Here is a 19,607-nt window from a genome sequence, read left to right as displayed (position 1 = left end):
TCTGCATTAAATCCTCTTTACTACGTTATAATACGGGTGAGTACTATTCTCATTCAACAGGGGTATGCCATGACAGGGTTAATCAACAGGTTACTATCACACGAGGATGCCGGAAAATTACTATTGCGGCTTTCCGTCGGCGGATTGATGTTATTTCACGGTATCGGTAAATTACTGACCGGTGCCGCCGGTATTAAAGGGCTGCTGGCCTCTTTCGGTTTACCGGAATTTATTGCATACGGTACATTTTTGGGTGAGATTGTCGCACCGGTATTTATTATCCTGGGTATTTTAACGCGCCCGTCAGCTCTGCTGGTGGCGTTTACCATGGTTGTGGCCTGGCTGATGATCGGGATAAATAAAACATTTGTGCTTGATGCAACAGGGGCGTGGGCGATAGAAAGTCTGGTGTATTTCTTTATCAGTGCGCTGGCTCTTGCCTTAATGGGATCAGGTAAATATTCCGTGATGAAAAACGCCTGCTGGCGGTAAAGTAATGTGCAACATATATCTGTAAAAAAGGGCCGGCAACAATTGCCGGCCCTTTTTATTCTGCGGATATTACGGTTGCTGTACTGCAACGGTATTCAGATTACGCTCTTTGCGGGCAGTCCAGCCAGAATGTGCCAGCGGTATAAAGCCGACAATAATGGCGAGTATTGATACCCCTGCAACATAATACGCCGGAGCCATGGTACTTTTTTGTAACCATGCGGCGGTCAGCATCGGAGTTAATCCGCCGAATACCGCATACGCCATGTTGTAGGCGAAAGATAACCCGGAGAAACGGATCGCCGGCGGAAATGCCCGGGTACTGATAATCGGAGTGGTGGCAATCGCCCCGACAAAAAAGCCCATAATCGCATAGTTAATCACCAGAGACGCTGCCGTGATATCCGGTGACAGCGCACTGTAAAAGTGAAATGCGCTGATGGCTAATCCGCCCCAGGAGAGCGCTAAGGTCACACGACTGCCGGTTTTATCGTCCAGCCAGCCCCAGAAAATACAGCCGAGGGTTAAGGTCAGCGTTGCCACGCAGTTAGCCTGTAATGACAGTGTGCGATCAATACCATACATCTTTTCAACCACCACAGACGGTGTCATCAGGATAATGACAACAATCGCGGTGGATAATGACCAGGTCATTGCCGCGGTTACAAAACACGCCATTTTGTGGTTTTTCAGAACCGTTTTGACCGGCATTTCTGCCGATAATGTCCGGTTGGCGGCCATTTCTTTAAAAATCGGTGTTTCTTGTAAAAAACGGCGCAGATACACGGAAATCAGACCAAACACCCCGCCTAATACAAACGGAATACGCCACGCCCAGGCGGATACTTCTTCCGCGCTGTAAGTTGCCTGAACCGCAATTGCCACCAGCGAGCCGAGCAGGATCCCGCCGGTGATGCCGGAGGTTAATGTGCCCACACCCAGTCCGTAGCGCTGCTTCGGCGTATGTTCCGCGATAAAGACCCAGGCACCGGGCATTTCACCGCCGATTGCCGCACCTTGCAAAATCCGCATCAACAGCAGTAAAACAGGCGCAGCCACTCCGATGCTTTCATATGTCGGCAGCAGACCGATGACTAATGTCGCACCGCCATCAGAAAGATACTGAGGGTAAACATGCGTTTACGCCCGATAATATCCCCGAAGTGCGCCATGATAATCCCGCCGAGCGGGCGCGCCAGGTAACCGGCGGCAAAAATACCCAATGTTTTCATCTGGGCGATAACTTCATTGTCGCCCGGGAAAAAGAGGTGGGTTAGTGTGCCGGTGAAAAACACAAATATGACAAAATCGTAGAATTCAAGCGTGCCGCCGAGAGATGATAAACCCAGTGTTTTATAATCGTTTTTATTTAACGGCCTTGCCTGAGGCTGACTCAATGGTGATGCAGTTGCTGTCATAATTATGTCCTTTAATTCATTTACTGATTCAATGACGGGGTCGTGCCATATTTTTTCTCATTGGATTGTCCCAAAAGAGATAATAGCGATAACTGTTTTCCGGGTCTCACAGGGAGATCCGGAAACAAAATGACATAGATAACATGTTACTGAAGCGCACACTTTGTTATAGCAAAAAAAACCTGCACAGTGTAAACAGCACAGGAAAAAACAATTCATAGATTCTGATTGTATCGGGTTATATGGATTTAAAATCTGAATTTGACTTTCATCACAGATGATAACGTTAATAAGAAGTAAAAGTCAGAATAATATGAAATACAAAATTAAACAGGGATTAAAATAAAGAGGAAAGATTATTGATGACATTAACAAACACATATTGCGCGGGTAATATAAATAATATTTATATTATTTTCTCGATATTTCATCAATATTCCGGGGTATATGACAAAGTCAGTAATAATAAATAACCCGGGAAAGCAGGGTAAATATCCGGTGATAAAACCGCAATTATGATCATTCTGACTCTGTATGTCTGAACCGGCATGATAATCCGCTGGCATGTATCCACATTCATTCATAGTGCAGATTCGTTGGCTGTGCTCAGTTAACCGGGCGTCGGCAGGTATCAGAACAACTGACACAACAGACTCAATTATTGCATTGTGACCACAATGGGTTCACAATAAATGCAATTCATTGGGATCTTTATGTGAGCACCTAATTATTTGCGAGGTTATTACTATGATTGCTGATTCTATTGTTAAAGCACGAATTCCTCAGGATGTGAAAGACCGCGCTGTTCAGGCACTTGAGAAGATGGGGCTGAATACTTCTGATGTGATCCGTATGGTTATGATGCGTGTCGCTGATGAGGGAAAACTTCCTTTTGAGGTGAAAACACCTAATAAAGAAACTCAAACCGCAATGTCGGAATTAGATTCAGGAAAAGGTCAGCGTTTTGAATCTGCGGATGCTCTTTTTGATGATTTGGGTATCTGATGCTTATCCCTGTACATACCAGTGCCTTTAAGTCTGACGTTAAGAGACAAAAGAAACGAGGTAAGGATATGGGTAAGTTAAAAATACTCATTAAATTACTTGTTAATGAGGACAATGTTCCGCCTGAGTATGTCGATCATCCGTTATCAGGAAATTGGCGGGGTTATCGTGATGCACATATTGAAGGGGATTGGTTGCTGATTTATAAGGTTGCCGGTGATGAGTTAAGGCTTGCCAGAACCGGAACGCATCAGGATATATTCAGTCACTATTAATATTCCCTTATCGCCACCTGTATCCTGAATGACGTTGGGTATCGTGGTAATAAAAATGGTCACGTAAAGCAGGCGCTGAGCCTCTCTTTACGTGACCATTGTTTGTTGTGACCATTGTTGTCTGAATGTTCAGACCAGAAACAGGGTGGCAAGGCCTAAGAAGATGAAAAAGCCGCCGGTATCGGTAATGGCGGTGATCATCACACTTGCACCAAGCGCAGGGTCCCGCCCGAGTTTTACCATGGTCAGCGGAATAAGCACGCCCATCATGGCAGCCATCAGCAGGTTCAGAACCATCGCCAGTGTCATTACCGCGCCCATTGCCATATCGCCGTAGAGCAGATAGGTCACGACGCCCATTATCCCGCCCCAGACGACGCCGTTGATAAAGGCGACCCCGAGTTCACGCAGCAGCAGAAAAGAAAAACTGCCTTTCTGGATCTGATGAAGTGCCAGCGCGCGGACAATCATGGTAATCGTCTGGTTGCCGGTATTACCGCCGATACCTGCGACAATCGGCATCAGGGCCGCCAGTGCGACCAACTGAGAGATAGTATCTTCAAACACGCCGATAACACGCGAGGCGACAAATGCGGTACACAGATTAATCGCCAGCCATGCCCAGCGGTTTCTGACCGCCTGACCGACAGGTGCAAACACATCCTCTTCAGGACTTAACCCCCCCATACGGCGGATATTTTCTTCACTTTCTTCGTTGAGATTATCAACGATATCCTCAACCGTCAGCCGCCCGAGCAGGCGTCCGTTGTTATCAACAACTGCCGCTGAAATTAAGTCATAACGTTCGAACGCGCCGGCGGCGTCTTCCCCTTTTTCATCGGGCAGAAAGGTCACCGGTTCAGTTTTCATTACCTCAGACACCAGTTTGTCCGGGGATTGCGTCAAAATAGTAGTGAGCGGTAATTCACCCTGCAAAATATTACTGCTGTCGATAACGAATATTTTATCCGTTGCTTCCGGAATATTACTGCGGTAGCGCAGAAAGCGCTGTACCGTTTTCAGTGAGACATTGCTGCGCACAGTGACAAATTCGAAATCCATCATCTGTCCGATACTGTCACCGGGATATTGCAGTACGGTACGGATACGGTTACGCAGACTCGGTTCAAGATAGGTCAGCAGGCGGCGCATGGTATCGCGCGGCAGATGCTCCGCAATATAGGCCTGCTCATCCACATGCAGGGAGGCAACCGCGCGCAGCAGCTCTTTGTCTGACATGTCTTTGATCAGACTGTCCCAGACAGAGACAGAGGCTTCAACCAGCACTTCACCGCGCTGATGGTTATCAATCAGATGCCAGAGTGCAAGACGTTCATCGTAAGGTAAGGCTTCCAGCATATCCGCAAGGTCAGCGGCGTGGAGGTCGGTCAGCAGTTCTTTGACCGTTTTTGTCTTTGCATGCAGCTCTGTATCACTGAGCCTGGCGTGTTCATCAGCCGTGCCCAGTATGGTTTCAACAAATTCACTGTCATTAAGAAATAAAGACAGGATCTGCTGGCGGATATGCGCCAGCCGCTGGGAATGCGGATTAATGGGTGATGAGCTGTCAATGGTGAAACTGTGTTCAGACATAATTTTCCTATACACATAAAACTTTAAATAATAAGACTGAGCCGGGGTTCTCCCTGTTATACGTCTTCTTCTTTTATATCGAGGTGCCAGCCGGGCACATCATCCCAGTACGCCTGCTCTTTTTCCAGATCAAGTTGCATCAGCGTGTTTACTGTTAAGTAATAACGCGGGAAAAAGAGTGTCCAGTGCCCGTCATTAGTTACCAGACGCAATGATGCCCGTTTGGTGGTGGACTGACGCTGGTTATTGAGCAGGGCGGACAGACGCAGGATCTGTATCAGGGGGATGACCTGTTTACGTTTAAACAGTATAAATTTCGGGATATCATCGCTTTTGATTACTTTCCGGTGGTAGCGTACCAGCGTGGAGAGCAGCAGTTGTTGTTCCTGGGTGAATCCCGGTAAGTTGGTATTTTGCAGAATGTAGGCCGAATGGCGGTGTAAACCTGACAGATTAATACTTAACCCGACCTCATGGAGCCAGACCGCCCAGACAAGAATCGCTTCCTGCTGCGGATCGACCAGGTCTGGGTTTTGTTCCGCCCACTGGCGGTAAAGATTTTTCATGGTGGTCAGGACACGCAGTACTTGTGCTTTATCCACATTATAGTGCTCCACCAGGCTTTGAGCTGTGCGCTGGCGGATATCCTGATGGCGGAACCGTCCTTCCATTTCATACAACACACCCTCGCGCAGAGCGCCGCCGGACAGACGGAGCTCTTTGATTTCAAGAGCGTCAAATAAGCCGCACAGGATAGCAAGCCCTGGTACAAATACTTTTTTGCGATCCTCAGACAGACCGGGTAATTCCAGCGAGGCGAAATTTTTGTAACGCAGAACTAATTTGACCAGCAATGCCAGGCGGACAGGGGTAATTATCCCGTCCCGTTCCCCCAGTTCCCGCAAAATTTCACACGCGGCTTTGATAGTGCCGGATGCGCCGAGACACACATCCCAACCCTGAACGCGGAAGGCGATAGCGATATTTTCCAGTTTGGATGCCGCCATGAGTCTGGCGCGGGTAAAACTGGCTTCAGTAATATTGCCATCGGGAAAAAATTGCCGGCTGAAACTGACGCAGCCCATGCTGCGGCTTTCTATCAGGATTGGTTCAAAACGCTCGCCGATGACCAGTTCAGTGGAGCCGCCGCCGATATCCAGCACCAGTTTGCGGCCTTTTTCCGGCTGTGTGTGCTCAACACCCATAAAAATCAGGCGCGCTTCTTCATGTCCGGAGATTATTTCTATCGGGTAGGGGATAACCGCTGCGGCACGCTCCACAAATTCATGTGCATTAACGGCTTCGCGCAGGCTGTGTGTGCCGACGATAGTGACCTGTGCTGCCGGAAAACCCTGGAGGCGTTCGGCAAACAGCGCCAGACAAGCCAGCCCGCGCGCAATAGCTTCTTCACTCAGTTCATTGTGCTCATTCAGCCCTTCAGCCAGATAAACCCGCTGTTTCAGGCGACCGAGAACCTGTAATGCACCGTTAACAATACGGGCAATGACCATATGAAAACTGTTAGAGCCTAAGTCGATAGCCGCAATTTCCAGCGGGCGATCTTTTTCCGTGATCAGTGATAATGGCATGAACAGAGCCCTTTAATTATCCGGTTGTTCCAGGGAACGAATATAGTCATAAACCGCCATCTGTGAGCGGATTTTTCGTTTATTACCGCGCGGCACATAGTGGTTGGTCATTTCTTTATCAATAAAACGGGCTTTTTCATTATCACTGAACTGAATATCAAGGATGTCAATGACCCGGCGGCGCAGCGCCGGATCCAGCAGACGGACCGCCACTTCTATCCGGTAATCGATATTGCGGGTCATCCAGTCTGCGGAGGAGAGGTAGACTTTCTCGTCCCCTTTGTTGGTGAAGACATAGACCCGGTCATGCTCAAGGAAACGGTCAACGATACTGGTGACCTGAATATTTTCACTGTAGGGCACCTGTCCCGGCACCAGTGAGCACATTCCCCGTACCAGCAGCCGTATTTTCACCCCGGCTTCGGAGGCATCATACAGGCGGTCAGTCAGTTGTTTATCAACCAGGTTATTAATTTTGAGGGTGATCCCGGACTCATAACCGGCAAGGGCATTGGCAATTTCGTCATCAATCAGCTGATTAAGCATCGCCCGTGAATTTTGCGGGGAGACCATCAGGTTATCAAAACTGACCGGGCGATACGGGTTTTCAATAAAGTTAAACACGCGGCGTACTTCATTGGTTATCTCTTCATTGGCGGTCAGCAGAGAGTAGTCGGTATAAAGACGCGCGGTTTTCTCATTAAAGTTACCGGTGCCGATGTGGGCATAGCGGCGGATAATATCGCCTTCTTCCAGCCGGGAGATAATAAACAGCTTGGCGTGAATTTTAAGTCCGGGGGCGGAGAAAATAACATGCACACCGGCAGCGGTCAGGTGCTTCGCCCAGTGTATATTGGCTTCTTCATCAAACCGCGCCTGTAATTCCACCACCACAGTCACTTTTTTGCCGTTGTGTGCCGCGTGGATCATGGATTCAATAATGCGTGAATCTTTGGCCACGCGGTAAATATTCATTTTTATGGAGATAACGCCCGGGTCAAAAGACGCCTGGCGCAGCAGCTCCATCACATGCTCAAAGGTGTGATAAGGGTAATAAAGCAGGACATCCTGCTCCAGGATAGCATCAAAGCCGTTACGGTGATGATCAAATAAGGCATGACGCAGACGCGGCAGTGGCTTATTTAATAAATTCTTATTACCTTCATTCGGGAAGCGGATGAAATCCTTGAAATTATGGTAGCGTCCGCCGGCGATCACGGAGTCATCATTGGTCAGCCCCAGTTTTTCCCGCAGAAGAGTAACCATTTCATCTGGCATATCCCGCTGATAAACAAAGCGTACCGGCTCCGCGGTCAGTCGCTGCTTGAGTGTGGATGACATCAGCTCCATCATCCCTGACTCCATTTCAGTTGCCAGGTCATATTCCGCATCGCGGGTCATTTTCATGGAATAGGCATTCAGGGCGTCGAAATCGAAAAAGCCTTTGAATACTTCATCCAGACAGTAACGCAGAATATTATCAATCAGGATCATTGACTGGCGGCGGCGGTTATTTTCAGTCGGCAGATACACAAACCGCGGCACTTTATCAGACGGAATTTCCAGCAGGGAATAGCGGGTCTCGCGTCCGGCTTTGACAATTTCCACCGCAAGATAGGTGTAATCGTCTTTCAGAAATTCCACCAGATCAGTGCTGGTCTGGATCATGATAGGCGTGATGTACTGGCGCAACTGCTGGCGGAAATACTGGCGCAGCCAAATTTGTTGCTTTGGTGAAATCTGGCGTTCGTTGATCAGGAAAATCTGGTTACGGGCCATTTCCAGCAGCAGGTCGTTATACAGGGCATCAAATTCCTGATCCTGCTTGGCGACTTTGGTTTCAATTTTGCGCAGCAGGTGGCGCGCACTGGCGCCGGAGCCGCGTTGCTCCTCATTAATCAGGATGCGGCGTTTGACATCCGCATAACGGACTTTATAAAACTCATCCAGATTATTGGAGTAAATGCCCAGAAAACGCATGCGTTCAATCAGCGGATTGCGGTTGTCGGCAGCCTCCTGAAGAACCCGTTCGTTGAACGACAGCCAACTGAGTTCTTTTTCCGTATAGAGTCTATCTTGGGACATTATTACTCCGCAATGAGTTGCTCAGTTTAATAATATTAAACGCGGCGTACAGTTTACTAAAAAAAAGCTACAGGTTCTGCTTTACGCGGGCCTTTTTTTCGATAAATCTTTCCGGGTCAGCGGCGTTATTTTTATAGACCAGATATTCCGGCTGAAAAATACACATACGGATAGCTGTCCGGTATTCACCGTTGACGAAAAATTCATCAATTAACTTACCTTCTGTGTGAAAACCGAGCTTTTTATAAATATGAATCGCTTTTTCGTTTTCGATATCCACAATCAGATAAAGTTTGTACAGATTCAGAACTGAGAATGCGTAATCTGTCGCCAGGCTGGCTGCGCGGGAGGCGAAACCATGACCCTGATGTGCCGGAGCAATAATAATCTGAAACTCGGCACGCCGGTGTATATGATTAATTTCAACCAGCTCGACTAATCCCACTTTAGTACCGTCACTCTCAACAATAAAGCGGCGTTCGGATTGATCGTGAATATGCTTATCGTATAAATCACTTAATTCAATGAATGCTTCGTAAGGTTCTTCAAACCAATAACGCATGATGCTGGCGTTATTATCCATCTGATGAACAAATGCTAAATCTTCACGCTCAAGCGGACGTAGTTTTACAGGCGGAACAACCCGGCCACCAGTCATATATCACCCCGGTATTGTGTTTATTTTAACGAAGAGTGTAACACATAACAGAAACGGAATTATCTGAGGATGGAAATTTAGCGTCCCGGGGACCCGGCGACGTGTTATCCGGGGGCGGTTTTCGTTATTAGTCACATTAATCACAAATTAATCACAATGAGAGTATAAATCGGTGTGCCGTCAGAAGATAAATTATGTGATAATACGCGCTATTATTAATGTATACCGGATATCCCATGAACCCGAGCAAAGCTGACCGGACAAATCTGAAGACATTTACTGATTTACCTAACGTCGGAAAAGCGGCCGCAGATGATCTGCGCCTGCTCGGATATGAAAAACCGGAAGAGATAACCGGTTCTGACCCGGTTATTATGTATGAAATGCTGTGTGCTATCACCGGCGTCCGTCAGGATCCCTGCGTGATGGATGTGTTCTGGTCAGTCACTGATTTTCTGGGCGGACAACCGGCACAGTCCTGGTGGAACTACACGGAGCGGCGCAAAGATCATCTGAAAAAAATGATGTCGCTGCGCTAGTCATGACGATTACCCGTGGTGATCTGCGAGACGAATCCCGTCCAGATACACACCGTCATTACGCAGTGTGAGTCTCTCCTGAACAAACCAGTTTATTACCTGCGGATAAATCCGGTACTCTTCCTGTTGTACCCGCGCCGTCACATTTTCCTCGGTATCGCCCGCAAATAACGGGATACGCGCTTGTAAAATAACCGGGCCGCCGTCTAATTCCTCTGTTACAAAGTGAACAGATGTACCGTGTTCGGCATCGTTATTATCCAGTGCTTTGCGGTGTGTATGCAAACCCGGATATTTTGGCAATAAAGAAGGGTGGATATTGAGCATGCGCCCGTAATAATGGCGGACAAACCCGGGGCTCAGGATCCGCATATAACCGGCAAGAATAATCAGATCAGGCTGATAGTCATCAATATGCGTTTGTAACGCGGCATCAAATGTGTCCCGCGAGCTGAACTGTGCCGGGCTGAGTGACAGCGCAGGAATTCCCGCAAGGCGCGCGCGGGTTAATCCGTAGGCATCGTCTTTATTACTGAAAACGGCCACAATAACAGCATTGATTGCGTCAGGGCGTTGCGGGTTACAGGCGTCAATTAACGCCTGCAAATTACTGCCGCTGCCGGAAACCAGAACGACAAGACGCTTTTTCATCAGCGGATAATAACCTGTGGCTCATCTTCACGGCAGACGGCAATATCACCAATCAGCCATGCGCTTTCACCGGCTTCAGTCAGCAGTGCAAGTGCAGCAGGTACAGACGCGACCGGCAGGGCGATTATCATACCGACGCCACAGTTAAAGGTGCGGTACATTTCATATTCATCCACATTGCCGGCGGTTTTCAGCCAGTTAAACACCGCAGGCCATTGCCAGGACGCACCATCAATGCGCGCTTGTGTGCATTCAGGTAAGACACGCGGAATATTTTCCCAGAAACCGCCGCCGGTCAGATGTGCAATAGCATGTACATCAGTATTCGCGATCAGTTTCAGGATGGATTTCACATAAATTTTTGTCGGGGTCAGCAGATGGTCTGCCAGTGATTTTCCGTCAAGCTCTGTTGTGGCGGGGTCTGTTTTGCTCACTTCCAGTATTTTACGGACCAGCGAATAGCCGTTAGAGTGTGGTCCGCTGGATGCCAGGGCAATCAGTGCATCACCGGCGCGGACTTTGCTGCCGTCAATAATCTCTGATTTTTCAACCACGCCGACGCAGAACCCTGCCACATCATAATCATTACCGTGATACATGCCCGGCATTTCAGCGGTTTCACCGCCGACCAGCGCACAGCCTGACTGTTTACAGCCTTCAGCGATACCGGTTACCACACGGGCGGCTGTATCCACATCCAGTTTTCCGGTTGCGTAATAATCTAAGAAGAAGAGGGGCTCTGCTCCGCAGACGATCAGGTCATTGACACACATGGCAACCAAATCGATTCCGATAGTATCGTGACATGCCAGATCCATCGCCAGACGCAGTTTGGTGCCCACACCGTCAGTGCCGGAGACCAGCACCGGTTCCCGGTATTTCTGCGGCACAGCACACAGCGCACCGAAACCACCCAGCCCGCCCATGACTTCAGGACGGCGTGTTTCTTTGACAACATGCTTAATACGGGAAACTAAGGCATTACCGGCATCAATATCAACACCGGCATCTTTGTAACTCAGAGAAGTTTTGTCAGTCACTGCGGCCCCCAACGGCGATTGCAAGTAAGTGGGTGAATCGAAAACGTGATCATTCTAGCAGTCCGCGCAAACGATTGCGAGACTATTTGCGCCGGAATTTATGATATTGCGTCATGTCACATTTATTTATGTAACGAACATGAAACGCGTGATAGTTGACTAAAATCAACAAATGCAGGGTGGCGCTGCGGGAGAAAAGCGGTATAATCTCGCGATTTTTTTGTCCGCCAGGGCTTACACAGTAGGAGATCCCATGAAAGTCACCGAGGTTAAACACCCGCTCGTTAAACACAAACTTGGCCTGATGCGAGATCATGATATAAGCACAAAACGCTTTCGTGAACTGGCCTCAGAAGTCGGCAGCCTGCTTACCTATGAAGCAACTTCAGACTTAGAAACTGAGACAGTGACCATTGAGGGCTGGTGTGGTCCGGTCGAAATCGAACAAATTAAGGGTAAAAAAATTACCGTTGTGCCAATCCTGCGCGCAGGTATTGGTATGATGAATGGTGTGTTGGAAAGTATTCCGAGCGCACGTATCAGTGTTGTCGGCGTTTATCGTGATGAAGTCACGTTAGAAGCTGTTCCGTACTTCCAGAAATTAGCCTCGAATATTGAAGAGCGCATGGCGCTGGTGGTTGACCCGATGCTGGCAACCGGCGGCTCGATGATTGCCACGATTGACCTGCTGAAAAAAGCCGGCTGTACCTCAATTAAAATTCTGGTGTTGGTTGCCGCACCTGAAGGGCTGAAAGCGCTGGAAAAAGCACACCCGGATGTTGAGCTGTACACTGCCTCTGTTGACGATCACCTTAATGAACACGGATACATTGTTCCGGGTCTGGGTGATGCCGGCGATAAGATATTTGGTACGAAATAATATAATGAGCCGACTTGATAGTCGGCTTTTTTTTGGCATATCCCTGAGTAATCAATAAGAGGTTTAAGATGACGCGCCGCGTTATTGAAGTCGATGAACGTCCGCCACTGCTGGTCACAATCCCGTTAAGCCTGCAGCACCTGTTTGCCATGTTTGGTGCCACTGTTCTGGTGCCTATCCTCTTTAAGGTGAATCCGTCCACCATTTTGTTATTTAACGGTATCGGCACATTGCTGTATCTGTTCATCTGTAAGGGCAAAATCCCGGCGTATCTGGGGTCGAGCTTTGCCTTTATCTCACCGGTACTGATTTTACTGCCTCTCGGCTATGAACTGGCACTCGGTGGCTTTATTGTTTGTGGCCTGCTGTTTATGCTGGTGGCGGGGATTATCAAAATTGCCGGACGCGGCTGGATAAACGTTCTGTTTCCGCCGGCGGCAATGGGGGCGATTGTTGCGGTTATCGGCCTTGAACTTGCCGGAACCGCAGCAGGTATGGCCGGGCTGAAAGTCGCGGATGGTGCGTCACCGGACAGCACCACGCTGATTATCTCCCTGACCACCCTGGGTGTCACTATTATGGGCTCGGTGGTCTTCCGTGGTTTCCTGGCGATTATCCCGATCCTCATCGGTGTTCTGACCGGTTATATACTCTCTTTCTTTATGGGGGTCGTGGATTTAACGCCGATCAGTAACGCACCATGGTTTGCATTACCGACATTTTACACACCGCGTTTTGAATGGTTTGCCATTTTAACGATTTTACCGGCAGCACTGGTGGTGATCGCCGAGCACGTCGGGCACCTTGTGGTAACGGCAAATATTGTCAAACGTGACCTGATGAAAGACCCCGGTTTGCACCGTTCGATGTTTGCCAATGGGTTATCCACTGTTTTATCCGGCTTTTTCGGCTCCACACCAAATACGACTTACGGCGAAAATATCGGCGTGATGGCGATAACTAAGGTATACAGCTCCTGGGTTATCGGCGGTGCGGCAGTGCTGGCAGTGCTTTTATCCTGTGTGGGTAAACTGGCGGCGGCCATTGCGGCAGTTCCTGTACCGGTGATGGGCGGCGTTTCTCTGCTGCTTTACGGGGTGATTGGCGCGTCCGGTATCCGTGTGCTGATTGATTCCAAAGTGGATTACAATAAGCCGCAAAACCTGATCCTGACCGCGGTTATCCTGATTATAGGGGTGAGCGGAGCGACCATCCACATTGGCGCGGCTGAGCTGAAAGGCATGGCGCTGGCGACGGTTGTGGGTATCGGGCTGGCTCTGGTGTTCCGCATCGTGAATATCCTGCGTCCGGAAGAGCGTGTGGTTGATGTGAATCTGGATGAAGTGAAGAAATAATTTATTCAGGCCGTTGCGAAGAAAGCTGCAACCTGTTGCAGCTTTTTGCATCACTGTACGGGGGAATTGAGTCGTTAAGGTTCATTTATGCGGTAAATTTATGGTAAACTGGCTCCGTTAGTTCACCCGTTGGCAGAGGTCATTCTGAACACGCCGTCTCAGCTTTCATTACCACTCTCTCTACCTGATGATGAAACGTTCACCAGTTTCTATGCAGGCGAAAATGCATCGCTGTTATCAGCGATCCGCACGGCGATCACTCAGCCGCACGGCAGTTATCTCTATTTCTGGTCACGGGATGGCGGGGGTAAAAGCCATTTACTGCACGCGGCCTGTGCGGAAGTCTCTTCCAAAGACAGCGCTGTCGGTTATGTCCCTTTGGATAAACGTGCCTGGTTTGTGCCTGAAGTACTGGACGGCATGGAGCATCTGTCCCTGGTCTGCATTGATAATATTCAGTGCATTGCGGGTGATGAAGAGTGGGAAATGGCGGTATTTAATCTCTATAACCGCATTCTTGAAACCGGTAAAACCTGTCTGCTGATTACCGGCGACCGCCCGCCGCGCCAGATCCCGTTGCAACTGCCTGATCTTGCCTCCCGCCTTGACTGGGGACAAATTTATAAGCTCCATCCGCTCAGTGACGATGAAAAAATTCAGGCATTACAACTGCGGGCAAAACTGCGCGGGTTTGAGTTACCGGAAGATGTCGGCCGTTTTATTTTAAAACGCCTTGATCGCCAGATGCGCACCTTGTTTGATATGCTCGACCGGCTCGATCATGCCTCGATTGTGGCGCAGCGCAAGCTGACTATTCCCTTTGTAAAAGACACTCTGCGCCTGTAGTTATATACCCTTATTCATTCAAACTGCAGGTGCGTTGGCGGCATGCAGCCAGCCGCCTGATCTCAGTTCATCAGCGTAACAACAGATACTGCCCACTGAATCACCATACACAAAGCACCTTGCTGAAACAGGCGCTTTGTGCCGGTCAGACGCTGTGCGTAGGATGTATGTTGCGCTCTGCCGGGAAACAGGGTTGTCAGTGTGTCGTCAAAGGCACTGTTTTCATCTGTTTTTGCAAGGTGGCGGAATAAATTGTGATCCAGCCACAGCCTGAAGATAAAATAGTTTGCGCACAGAAAAAACACAATTCCGGTCACCATCTGATATTCACCGGAAAACCCGGAGATATACAGCATAAACTGGAAGAGAAACGCCAGGCACGACAGCCCCGCCAGATAGCGCCAGCCCGCCGTAAAAATGACGATTACCTGATTATCATACGTTATATTATTCATGTTTATTCCCGTAACGGGCCGCCCAGCGGGTTAGTGCGGCAAGGGTGGGTTCCCGCAGTACAATCTGCGGGCGTGCCTGTCTGACTAACGCCAGCGCCTGTTGCAGGCTCTCTGCCATTCCCTGTCTCATCAGCCACGCAACCACCACGGTACTGCTGCGGGTATAACCCAGTTTACAGTGAACATACACCTGACCGGACTGCGCCAGCCGGGTCAGATGACACACTGCGGATTCAATCTCTTCTTCTGTCAGCGGAAAAAGATCCAACTGCGGCTGACAATGATAAGCAAGACTCTCTGCATAACGGCTGCGGGGGAATTCGCCGGTCATATCCAGAACAGCGGCGGCAGATAATGGCGCCTGCGGGTATCCCCCCAGCGCGATATGCTCATTTACCACACTGGTATGGCGGCACTGATGCGCATACCAATAATAGCTGATTAGCGCCAGAAGGCGATAAGGCAGTAACAGTACAGCAGCTGACGGGGAAATCTGTCCGTTTTTATCTTTCTGAAAGACCGATGTTCCGGCACCGCAATAGCCCGCTGCCACACATAAAAAGGCCAGCGCCGGCCATAACAGCCACCAGCCCTGACCGCCAATCACTGCGGCGGCAACGATAAGCAGCAGGCCGCTTACCCCGTATCGCACTGCCAACTGATAACCCCGGAGAATACGGTGAGTGCGCCATTGCCACCGGGTATCAACCGGCAGCAGATAGCTTATCAGCACCCCGACAGCACCGCCGGTAATAACATCAATAAAATGATGCTGCCAGGTGGTCAGGACAGAGATCAGGATAAGTGCAGACCACAAATGCAGAAACCACTGCCATTTTTGCGGCACATGAGCACGAAAACGCAGCCAGAGCAGCCACAGCAGAATAATGTGCAAAGACGGAGCCTGGTTAAACGGCAGGTCAAACATTTCCAGCTGATCAAACATCCAGCCTGCGGAGCCATCTGTTTGCGGGCGCGGGAAACTGAATTTCAGCGGAAACAGCAGAAAACCGGCGCAGGCCGCCAGCGACGCGACAATCAACCTCAGCCCGTGAATAAATTGCTCGCGTAGCGTGGTGCAGATAAACAGCGACAGCCCGTAAAAGAGATCAATGCTCCAGTACGGAATAATGGTCCACGGCAGGAAAGGGATATGATGCTCCCAGCCGAAAGCAAGAGAGGGCACATCCGGCAGTGTTGCCGTGTAACTGTTAACCTGCCCGTATGTCAGAAAGAAAAACGGTGCCAGAAACAGCAGCCAGAGAAAGGCAAATCCCCACCGTTTCCGGCGGGATGCAAACACCGGAGCAGGTATATCCGCTACATCAGCCATAGTATGTCTGTCCGTGAAAATAGAGTATGTCAGTTCGCGAAAAATAAGGGGGTGGCGTTGCACCCCTCAATATTATTGTTACTGTCAGCGGCGTTTTGCCACAGAGACACTGAATATTCCCCAGTTATCAATAAGCTGATCCAGTTTTTCAAATCCGGCGTTATCAACCAGTTCGTCCATCTCACCCTGGCTGCGACAGCGCATTACCCATGCTTTACCGCCCTGATGGCTCGGCAGTACGCGGGCAATCATTTCAACCTGCGGATGCCACGGCTGGCAGGTATAAACCAGATAGCCGCCGCTCTCAATTGCCTGTGCCAGCCCGGCAAGAGAATCCCGTAATAAATTGTTATCAGAGAATAATTCATACAATCCGCTCACCACACCGAGTGTCGGTTTTGGTGTGACAGAGGCAAGATCGGCGGTATCAAAGGCATTGCCTTCCTCAAAACGAATTTTATCTTCCAGGAAGCGCTCTTTAATCTGAAGCCGTCCCTGTTCGACATTCACTGTGCTGTAATCACGCAGCAGAACAGACTCTATATTGCTGTAATCATTGATAGCATCAAAAATGTAGCGGCCCTGGCCTGCGGCAATATCCATTATCCGCACCGGTGTTCCGCTTTCCTGTAATGTGCGGATAGTACGGCGCAGAATTTTTTCAATATTCACTTTGCGCTGACGGATCCCCTGCCAGCCGATACTGTTCAGATACTGGCGGTCAACAATGCGTCCGAAAATACCTTTTCCCTGCGCTTGGTTGCGATAGACATAATCCAGTGTTGAGCCGGAATCAAAGCCTTTGTCATAACCGATGCTTACGCCTTCCGAGGCTTTACCTAGTGTGGACATCGCTTTGCTCAGTAATTTATAGCCCAGATTTTTCGGGCAATAATCCGGCAGTGGTACCTGTAATTCACGGTATGCATCCGCACCGGCACTGCAGACATCTTCATGTGAATAATCATGCTGATAACGCGGCTCTTCAAACAGTGTTGTGATAAAACGGCGGATCTCCGCAATCGGGATATGGCGATCTTTTTCACCCAGGGTATCGTGATAAAACCCCGGCAGAATATGTTTTTCTTTGATTGGCGTATTGAGCCGCTCATAAAACTGATATTGCGGTTTGTGATGCACCACATGGTCACTGCCGGAGATAAACAGCTGGGTTGGTACTGTAATTGTGGCGGCATCAGCCACCAGGCGGTCGGCGGTTTTATACAGCTCCAGCAGAATATTGACGGCAATAGGGCGGGTGATCAGCGGGTCGCGCTCAAAAGAGGCTATGCGCTGCGGGTCATGAGTCAGAAATTTGGCTTTTACATAGGAATTAACATAAAACAGCCCGCGTATTTTTTGCATCAATGCCAGCCCGCTGCGGGCAAACGGCACATACAGTTTCACTTTAAATGCCGGGGACGCCAGTACCAGCCCGCGGATTTTCGGTGCAAAATCATGCACCCAGCCGGTCAGGGTAACGGCGCCGACGCTTTGTCCGAGCACAATCATATTTTCGACGGGAATAGCATACTCCGCTGAAATAAATTTAATGAATTCATTGATGTCATTTATGGAGGTGCCCATTGACGGACTGTAGCCTCTCGGACCGTCATTACGTCCGTGCCCGCGGGCGTCCCAGGCGAATACGGCAAAATCCGGTAAATCCAGTTCATCAGCCAGATGCGCGACACGCCCGGAATGCTCATGCCCGCGGTGAAACAGCACAATCGCTTTATTTTCACCGGTGGCAGACGGCCAGTAACGAAAAAATAAACGTTGTTGATCACTGGTGCTGAATTGAGATTCAATGCTTTCGCGCTGAGTCGGATAATCAGAAGATAAACTCATAATCAGTCCTTTTGAGATGCGTCTTGTTGCTGACATTCCTGCAACGCACGCCGGATTCGGTTATAACAGGTATAAAACAACAGAGCGGACAGTATGGCAAACAGTACCGGAAATACTGCCGATAAGAGAGATAACGGAAAAACAGCTGCCCACAGCCCGAGTGCACCAAACACAAATGCGCGGTCACTTTTACCGGCGGGGCCGTCATAGCGGCGGGATGCGCCGATAGTTTGTGCCAGCACGCCAATAAATTCTGTCAGCAGGGATAAAAAGAGGATAAGCAATATCCAGCCTGAACAGGCCGGAAACAGCAGTACAAACGGGAAATACAGCGCGGTATCTGAAATTACATCACCAAGCTCATTCAGTATTGCCCCGAAACGGCTTTTTTGATTATGTTCACGCGCCAGCATGCCGTCGATGGCATTGAGCGCCATACGGATAAACAAAACAACCGGCAGCAGCAGAAAAAGCAGGGGGACGGGAAAGAGAAACAGGACAATGCCGGTCAGCACGGAAAGACATAATGCCGCAAGCGTAATCTGATTTGCCGTTACCCCGGCATTATAAAGCCGGACAACAAGAGGACGTAACAGACTCTGAAACTTCGGCTTTAAGTCATAGATGGTCATTCTTTATCCCTGATGACACTGAAAATTTTAAATTCATTATTTGTTCTATCAATACGTGATTCCGGCCTCGTCACAATAAGAGCTTTCTTAAGTTTATTGCACTGTGGCGTAATCATCAGTTCATCGTGATGATAAATAATATGACAGTATGATGAAGGGAAAGTTTCCGGCGGAAAATAATGCGGTGGTGAGATTATCAGGAAAATGATAAACCGCTGCGATTTATACCGCAGCGGAGCCGTTTTTATTTTTGTACAGAAAATGAAATATTACGGCTGATATCTGTGAGTCTGTCTGATGCTTTTGCCTGTGTCACACCACGGAATATTGTCTTCTTATTCAGTGAATTGACCAGAACAGGCAGTGTTTTTCGGTGAGTGAAAATTGTGGTACCGGTTGAGCTGCAACCGCGGCAGTTTACGCCATTAGGATTGACAATCACCAGGCTGGCTTTCCCTCCGGCAATATGGGTATTTCCCCATAAATTGGTGACTTTATCGCCAACTACTTCATTGATAATGGTGGTGGCATTTTCATTATTATTGATGGTTAGCCCTTTACGGCCAACATTATATTCTTCAAATATATTATGAGATATGCCGCGGTTGTTTGGTGAATTAATTTCTAATACGGGTTTTCCGGACGTATTTTCAAACAGTGAAGTCTGTGCTTCCGGGCTTACCACGCGGATTTTTTCGCCATTCCGGTAGGTATATTCCATTTCTCCGGGACCGGCTACAGAGTGAGCAGAAAATGCAGCAACTGAGATGAATGATAATGCAGTTAATGTTTTTTTCATGATTGATTCCTTTAATCATTTTGTTTGGCAGGTATGAACCGAATAAAATGTATCATCAGAAATAAATAACGATTTCATAAAAAGAACATTACTGATTTTGTAAGAATTAAG

18 protein-coding genes and 1 pseudogene are annotated in these 19,607 nt (G+C 48.9%); 7 read left to right on the top strand and 12 right to left on the bottom strand.

Annotated features, from left to right (window positions below; genetic code table 11):
- Positions 1–69 precede the first annotated feature (69 nt).
- Positions 70–492 carry a DoxX family protein gene (locus AYY17_RS02460; protein ID WP_067398375.1) on the top strand — a complete coding sequence of 141 codons (423 nt, stop codon included), beginning with the start codon at positions 70–72 and terminating at the stop codon, positions 490–492.
- Positions 493–561: 69 nt separating this feature from the next.
- On the opposite strand, the pseudogene AYY17_RS02455 reads toward AYY17_RS02460, so the two are convergent.
- Positions 562–1,910: pseudogene (locus AYY17_RS02455) on the bottom strand (MFS transporter).
- Between the two features lie 747 nt (positions 1,911–2,657).
- Between AYY17_RS02455 and AYY17_RS02450 the strand changes: the two are divergent.
- Both AYY17_RS02450 and AYY17_RS02445 read left to right on the top strand, forming a co-directional pair.
- A complete protein-coding gene (locus AYY17_RS02450) occupies positions 2,658–2,915 on the top strand; it encodes a type II toxin-antitoxin system RelB/DinJ family antitoxin (RefSeq protein ID WP_067420997.1) in 258 nt (85 codons plus the stop codon).
- Positions 2,915–3,190, top strand: coding sequence for a type II toxin-antitoxin system YafQ family toxin (locus tag AYY17_RS02445; protein ID WP_067420995.1), 276 nt, complete (start codon positions 2,915–2,917; stop codon positions 3,188–3,190). The genes AYY17_RS02450 and AYY17_RS02445 overlap by 1 nt, the downstream gene beginning before the upstream one ends.
- 129 nt (positions 3,191–3,319) lie before the next feature.
- Here AYY17_RS02445 and mgtE read toward each other — a convergent pair whose 3' ends face one another.
- From mgtE to speG, 4 genes are all read right to left on the bottom strand, one after another.
- Complete coding sequence (mgtE, locus tag AYY17_RS02440; protein ID WP_067420993.1) at positions 3,320–4,783, bottom strand: magnesium transporter; 1,464 nt, start codon at positions 4,781–4,783, stop codon at positions 3,320–3,322.
- 56 nt (positions 4,784–4,839) lie between these two features.
- The gene (ppx, locus tag AYY17_RS02435) at positions 4,840–6,372 is read right to left on the bottom strand and encodes an exopolyphosphatase (RefSeq protein WP_067420991.1); all 1,533 of its coding nucleotides are present in this window, start codon (positions 6,370–6,372) and stop codon (positions 4,840–4,842) included.
- A gap of 12 nt (positions 6,373–6,384) precedes the next feature.
- Complete coding sequence (gene ppk1 / locus AYY17_RS02430; RefSeq protein WP_067420989.1) at positions 6,385–8,457, bottom strand: polyphosphate kinase 1; 2,073 nt, start codon at positions 8,455–8,457, stop codon at positions 6,385–6,387.
- A 67-nt stretch (positions 8,458–8,524) separates the two neighbouring features.
- On the bottom strand, positions 8,525–9,115 hold the full coding sequence (gene speG / locus AYY17_RS02425; protein WP_067420987.1) for a spermidine N1-acetyltransferase: 591 nt from the start codon (positions 9,113–9,115) through the stop codon (positions 8,525–8,527).
- Between the two features lie 236 nt (positions 9,116–9,351).
- Here speG and AYY17_RS02420 point away from each other — a divergent pair, with 236 nt between their 5' ends.
- A complete protein-coding gene (locus AYY17_RS02420; RefSeq protein WP_067398364.1) occupies positions 9,352–9,654 on the top strand; it encodes a helix-hairpin-helix domain-containing protein in 303 nt (100 codons plus the stop codon).
- 9 nt (positions 9,655–9,663) lie between these two features.
- Here AYY17_RS02420 and purN read toward each other — a convergent pair whose 3' ends face one another.
- Together purN and purM are read right to left on the bottom strand one after the other, a co-directional pair.
- A complete protein-coding gene (gene purN / locus AYY17_RS02415) occupies positions 9,664–10,305 on the bottom strand; it encodes a phosphoribosylglycinamide formyltransferase (protein WP_067420985.1) in 642 nt (213 codons plus the stop codon).
- On the bottom strand, positions 10,305–11,345 hold the full coding sequence (gene purM, locus AYY17_RS02410; protein WP_067420983.1) for a phosphoribosylformylglycinamidine cyclo-ligase: 1,041 nt from the start codon (positions 11,343–11,345) through the stop codon (positions 10,305–10,307). Before purM ends, purN begins: the two co-directional genes overlap by 1 nt.
- Positions 11,346–11,598: 253 nt before the next feature.
- Here purM and upp point away from each other — a divergent pair, with 253 nt between their 5' ends.
- From upp to hda, 3 genes are all read left to right on the top strand, one after another.
- The gene (upp, locus tag AYY17_RS02405) at positions 11,599–12,225 is read left to right on the top strand and encodes a uracil phosphoribosyltransferase (RefSeq protein WP_067420981.1); all 627 of its coding nucleotides are present in this window, start codon (positions 11,599–11,601) and stop codon (positions 12,223–12,225) included.
- A gap of 68 nt (positions 12,226–12,293) precedes the next feature.
- Entirely contained in the window at positions 12,294–13,580 is a 1,287-nt protein-coding gene (gene uraA, locus AYY17_RS02400; protein WP_067420979.1) for a uracil permease, read from the top strand.
- Positions 13,581–13,709: 129 nt separating this feature from the next.
- On the top strand, positions 13,710–14,426 hold the full coding sequence (hda, locus tag AYY17_RS02395) for a DnaA inactivator Hda (RefSeq protein WP_156656609.1): 717 nt from the start codon (positions 13,710–13,712) through the stop codon (positions 14,424–14,426).
- 62 nt (positions 14,427–14,488) lie between these two features.
- Here the strand turns inward: hda and AYY17_RS02390 are convergent, their stop codons facing one another.
- The 5 genes from AYY17_RS02390 to AYY17_RS02370 form a co-directional block, all read right to left on the bottom strand.
- Positions 14,489–14,881 (bottom strand): hypothetical protein, encoded by a 393-nt coding sequence (locus tag AYY17_RS02390; protein WP_067398355.1) that lies wholly within the window; start codon positions 14,879–14,881, stop codon positions 14,489–14,491.
- The gene (locus tag AYY17_RS02385; protein ID WP_067420975.1) at positions 14,874–16,214 is read right to left on the bottom strand and encodes a phosphatase PAP2/dual specificity phosphatase family protein; all 1,341 of its coding nucleotides are present in this window, start codon (positions 16,212–16,214) and stop codon (positions 14,874–14,876) included. The genes AYY17_RS02390 and AYY17_RS02385 overlap by 8 nt, the downstream gene beginning before the upstream one ends.
- Positions 16,215–16,298: 84 nt before the next feature.
- Positions 16,299–18,065: a bifunctional alpha/beta hydrolase/class I SAM-dependent methyltransferase gene (locus AYY17_RS02380; protein ID WP_067420973.1), complete on the bottom strand. Its 1,767-nt coding sequence runs from the start codon at positions 18,063–18,065 to the stop codon at positions 16,299–16,301.
- Between the two features lie 2 nt (positions 18,066–18,067).
- On the bottom strand, positions 18,068–18,697 hold the full coding sequence (locus AYY17_RS02375; RefSeq protein ID WP_067420971.1) for a CDP-alcohol phosphatidyltransferase family protein: 630 nt from the start codon (positions 18,695–18,697) through the stop codon (positions 18,068–18,070).
- 244 nt (positions 18,698–18,941) lie between these two features.
- A complete protein-coding gene (locus AYY17_RS02370) occupies positions 18,942–19,496 on the bottom strand; it encodes a two-partner secretion domain-containing protein (RefSeq protein ID WP_067420969.1) in 555 nt (184 codons plus the stop codon).
- Positions 19,497–19,607 lie beyond the last annotated feature (111 nt).

Source organism: Morganella psychrotolerans, from assembly GCF_001676055.1.
In the GTDB taxonomy this organism is placed as follows: Bacteria; Pseudomonadota; Gammaproteobacteria; order Enterobacterales; family Enterobacteriaceae; genus Morganella; species Morganella psychrotolerans_B.
Note: the sequence above shows the minus strand (reverse complement) of the source record. Positions and strands in the feature narration are given on the sequence as shown.

Excerpts from the sequence above, each read along its gene's own strand:
- AYY17_RS02460 (WP_067398375.1), top strand. The coding sequence starts at position 70 with ATGACAGGGTTAATCAACAGGTTACTATCACACGAGGATGCCGGAAAA.
- AYY17_RS02450 (WP_067420997.1), top strand. The coding sequence starts at position 2,658 with ATGATTGCTGATTCTATTGTTAAAGCACGAATTCCTCAGGATGTGAAA.
- AYY17_RS02445 (WP_067420995.1), top strand. The coding sequence starts at position 2,915 with ATGCTTATCCCTGTACATACCAGTGCCTTTAAGTCTGACGTTAAGAGA.
- mgtE (WP_067420993.1), bottom strand. The coding sequence starts at position 4,783 with ATGTCTGAACACAGTTTCACCATTGACAGCTCATCACCCATTAATCCG.
- ppx (WP_067420991.1), bottom strand. The coding sequence starts at position 6,372 with ATGCCATTATCACTGATCACGGAAAAAGATCGCCCGCTGGAAATTGCG.
- ppk1 (WP_067420989.1), bottom strand. The coding sequence starts at position 8,457 with ATGTCCCAAGATAGACTCTATACGGAAAAAGAACTCAGTTGGCTGTCG.
- speG (WP_067420987.1), bottom strand. The coding sequence starts at position 9,115 with ATGACTGGTGGCCGGGTTGTTCCGCCTGTAAAACTACGTCCGCTTGAG.
- AYY17_RS02420 (WP_067398364.1), top strand. The coding sequence starts at position 9,352 with ATGAACCCGAGCAAAGCTGACCGGACAAATCTGAAGACATTTACTGAT.
- purN (WP_067420985.1), bottom strand. The coding sequence starts at position 10,305 with ATGAAAAAGCGTCTTGTCGTTCTGGTTTCCGGCAGCGGCAGTAATTTG.
- upp (WP_067420981.1), top strand. The coding sequence starts at position 11,599 with ATGAAAGTCACCGAGGTTAAACACCCGCTCGTTAAACACAAACTTGGC.
- uraA (WP_067420979.1), top strand. The coding sequence starts at position 12,294 with ATGACGCGCCGCGTTATTGAAGTCGATGAACGTCCGCCACTGCTGGTC.
- AYY17_RS02390 (WP_067398355.1), bottom strand. The coding sequence starts at position 14,881 with ATGAATAATATAACGTATGATAATCAGGTAATCGTCATTTTTACGGCG.
- AYY17_RS02385 (WP_067420975.1), bottom strand. The coding sequence starts at position 16,214 with ATGGCTGATGTAGCGGATATACCTGCTCCGGTGTTTGCATCCCGCCGG.
- AYY17_RS02380 (WP_067420973.1), bottom strand. The coding sequence starts at position 18,065 with ATGAGTTTATCTTCTGATTATCCGACTCAGCGCGAAAGCATTGAATCT.
- AYY17_RS02375 (WP_067420971.1), bottom strand. The coding sequence starts at position 18,697 with ATGACCATCTATGACTTAAAGCCGAAGTTTCAGAGTCTGTTACGTCCT.
- AYY17_RS02370 (WP_067420969.1), bottom strand. The coding sequence starts at position 19,496 with ATGAAAAAAACATTAACTGCATTATCATTCATCTCAGTTGCTGCATTT.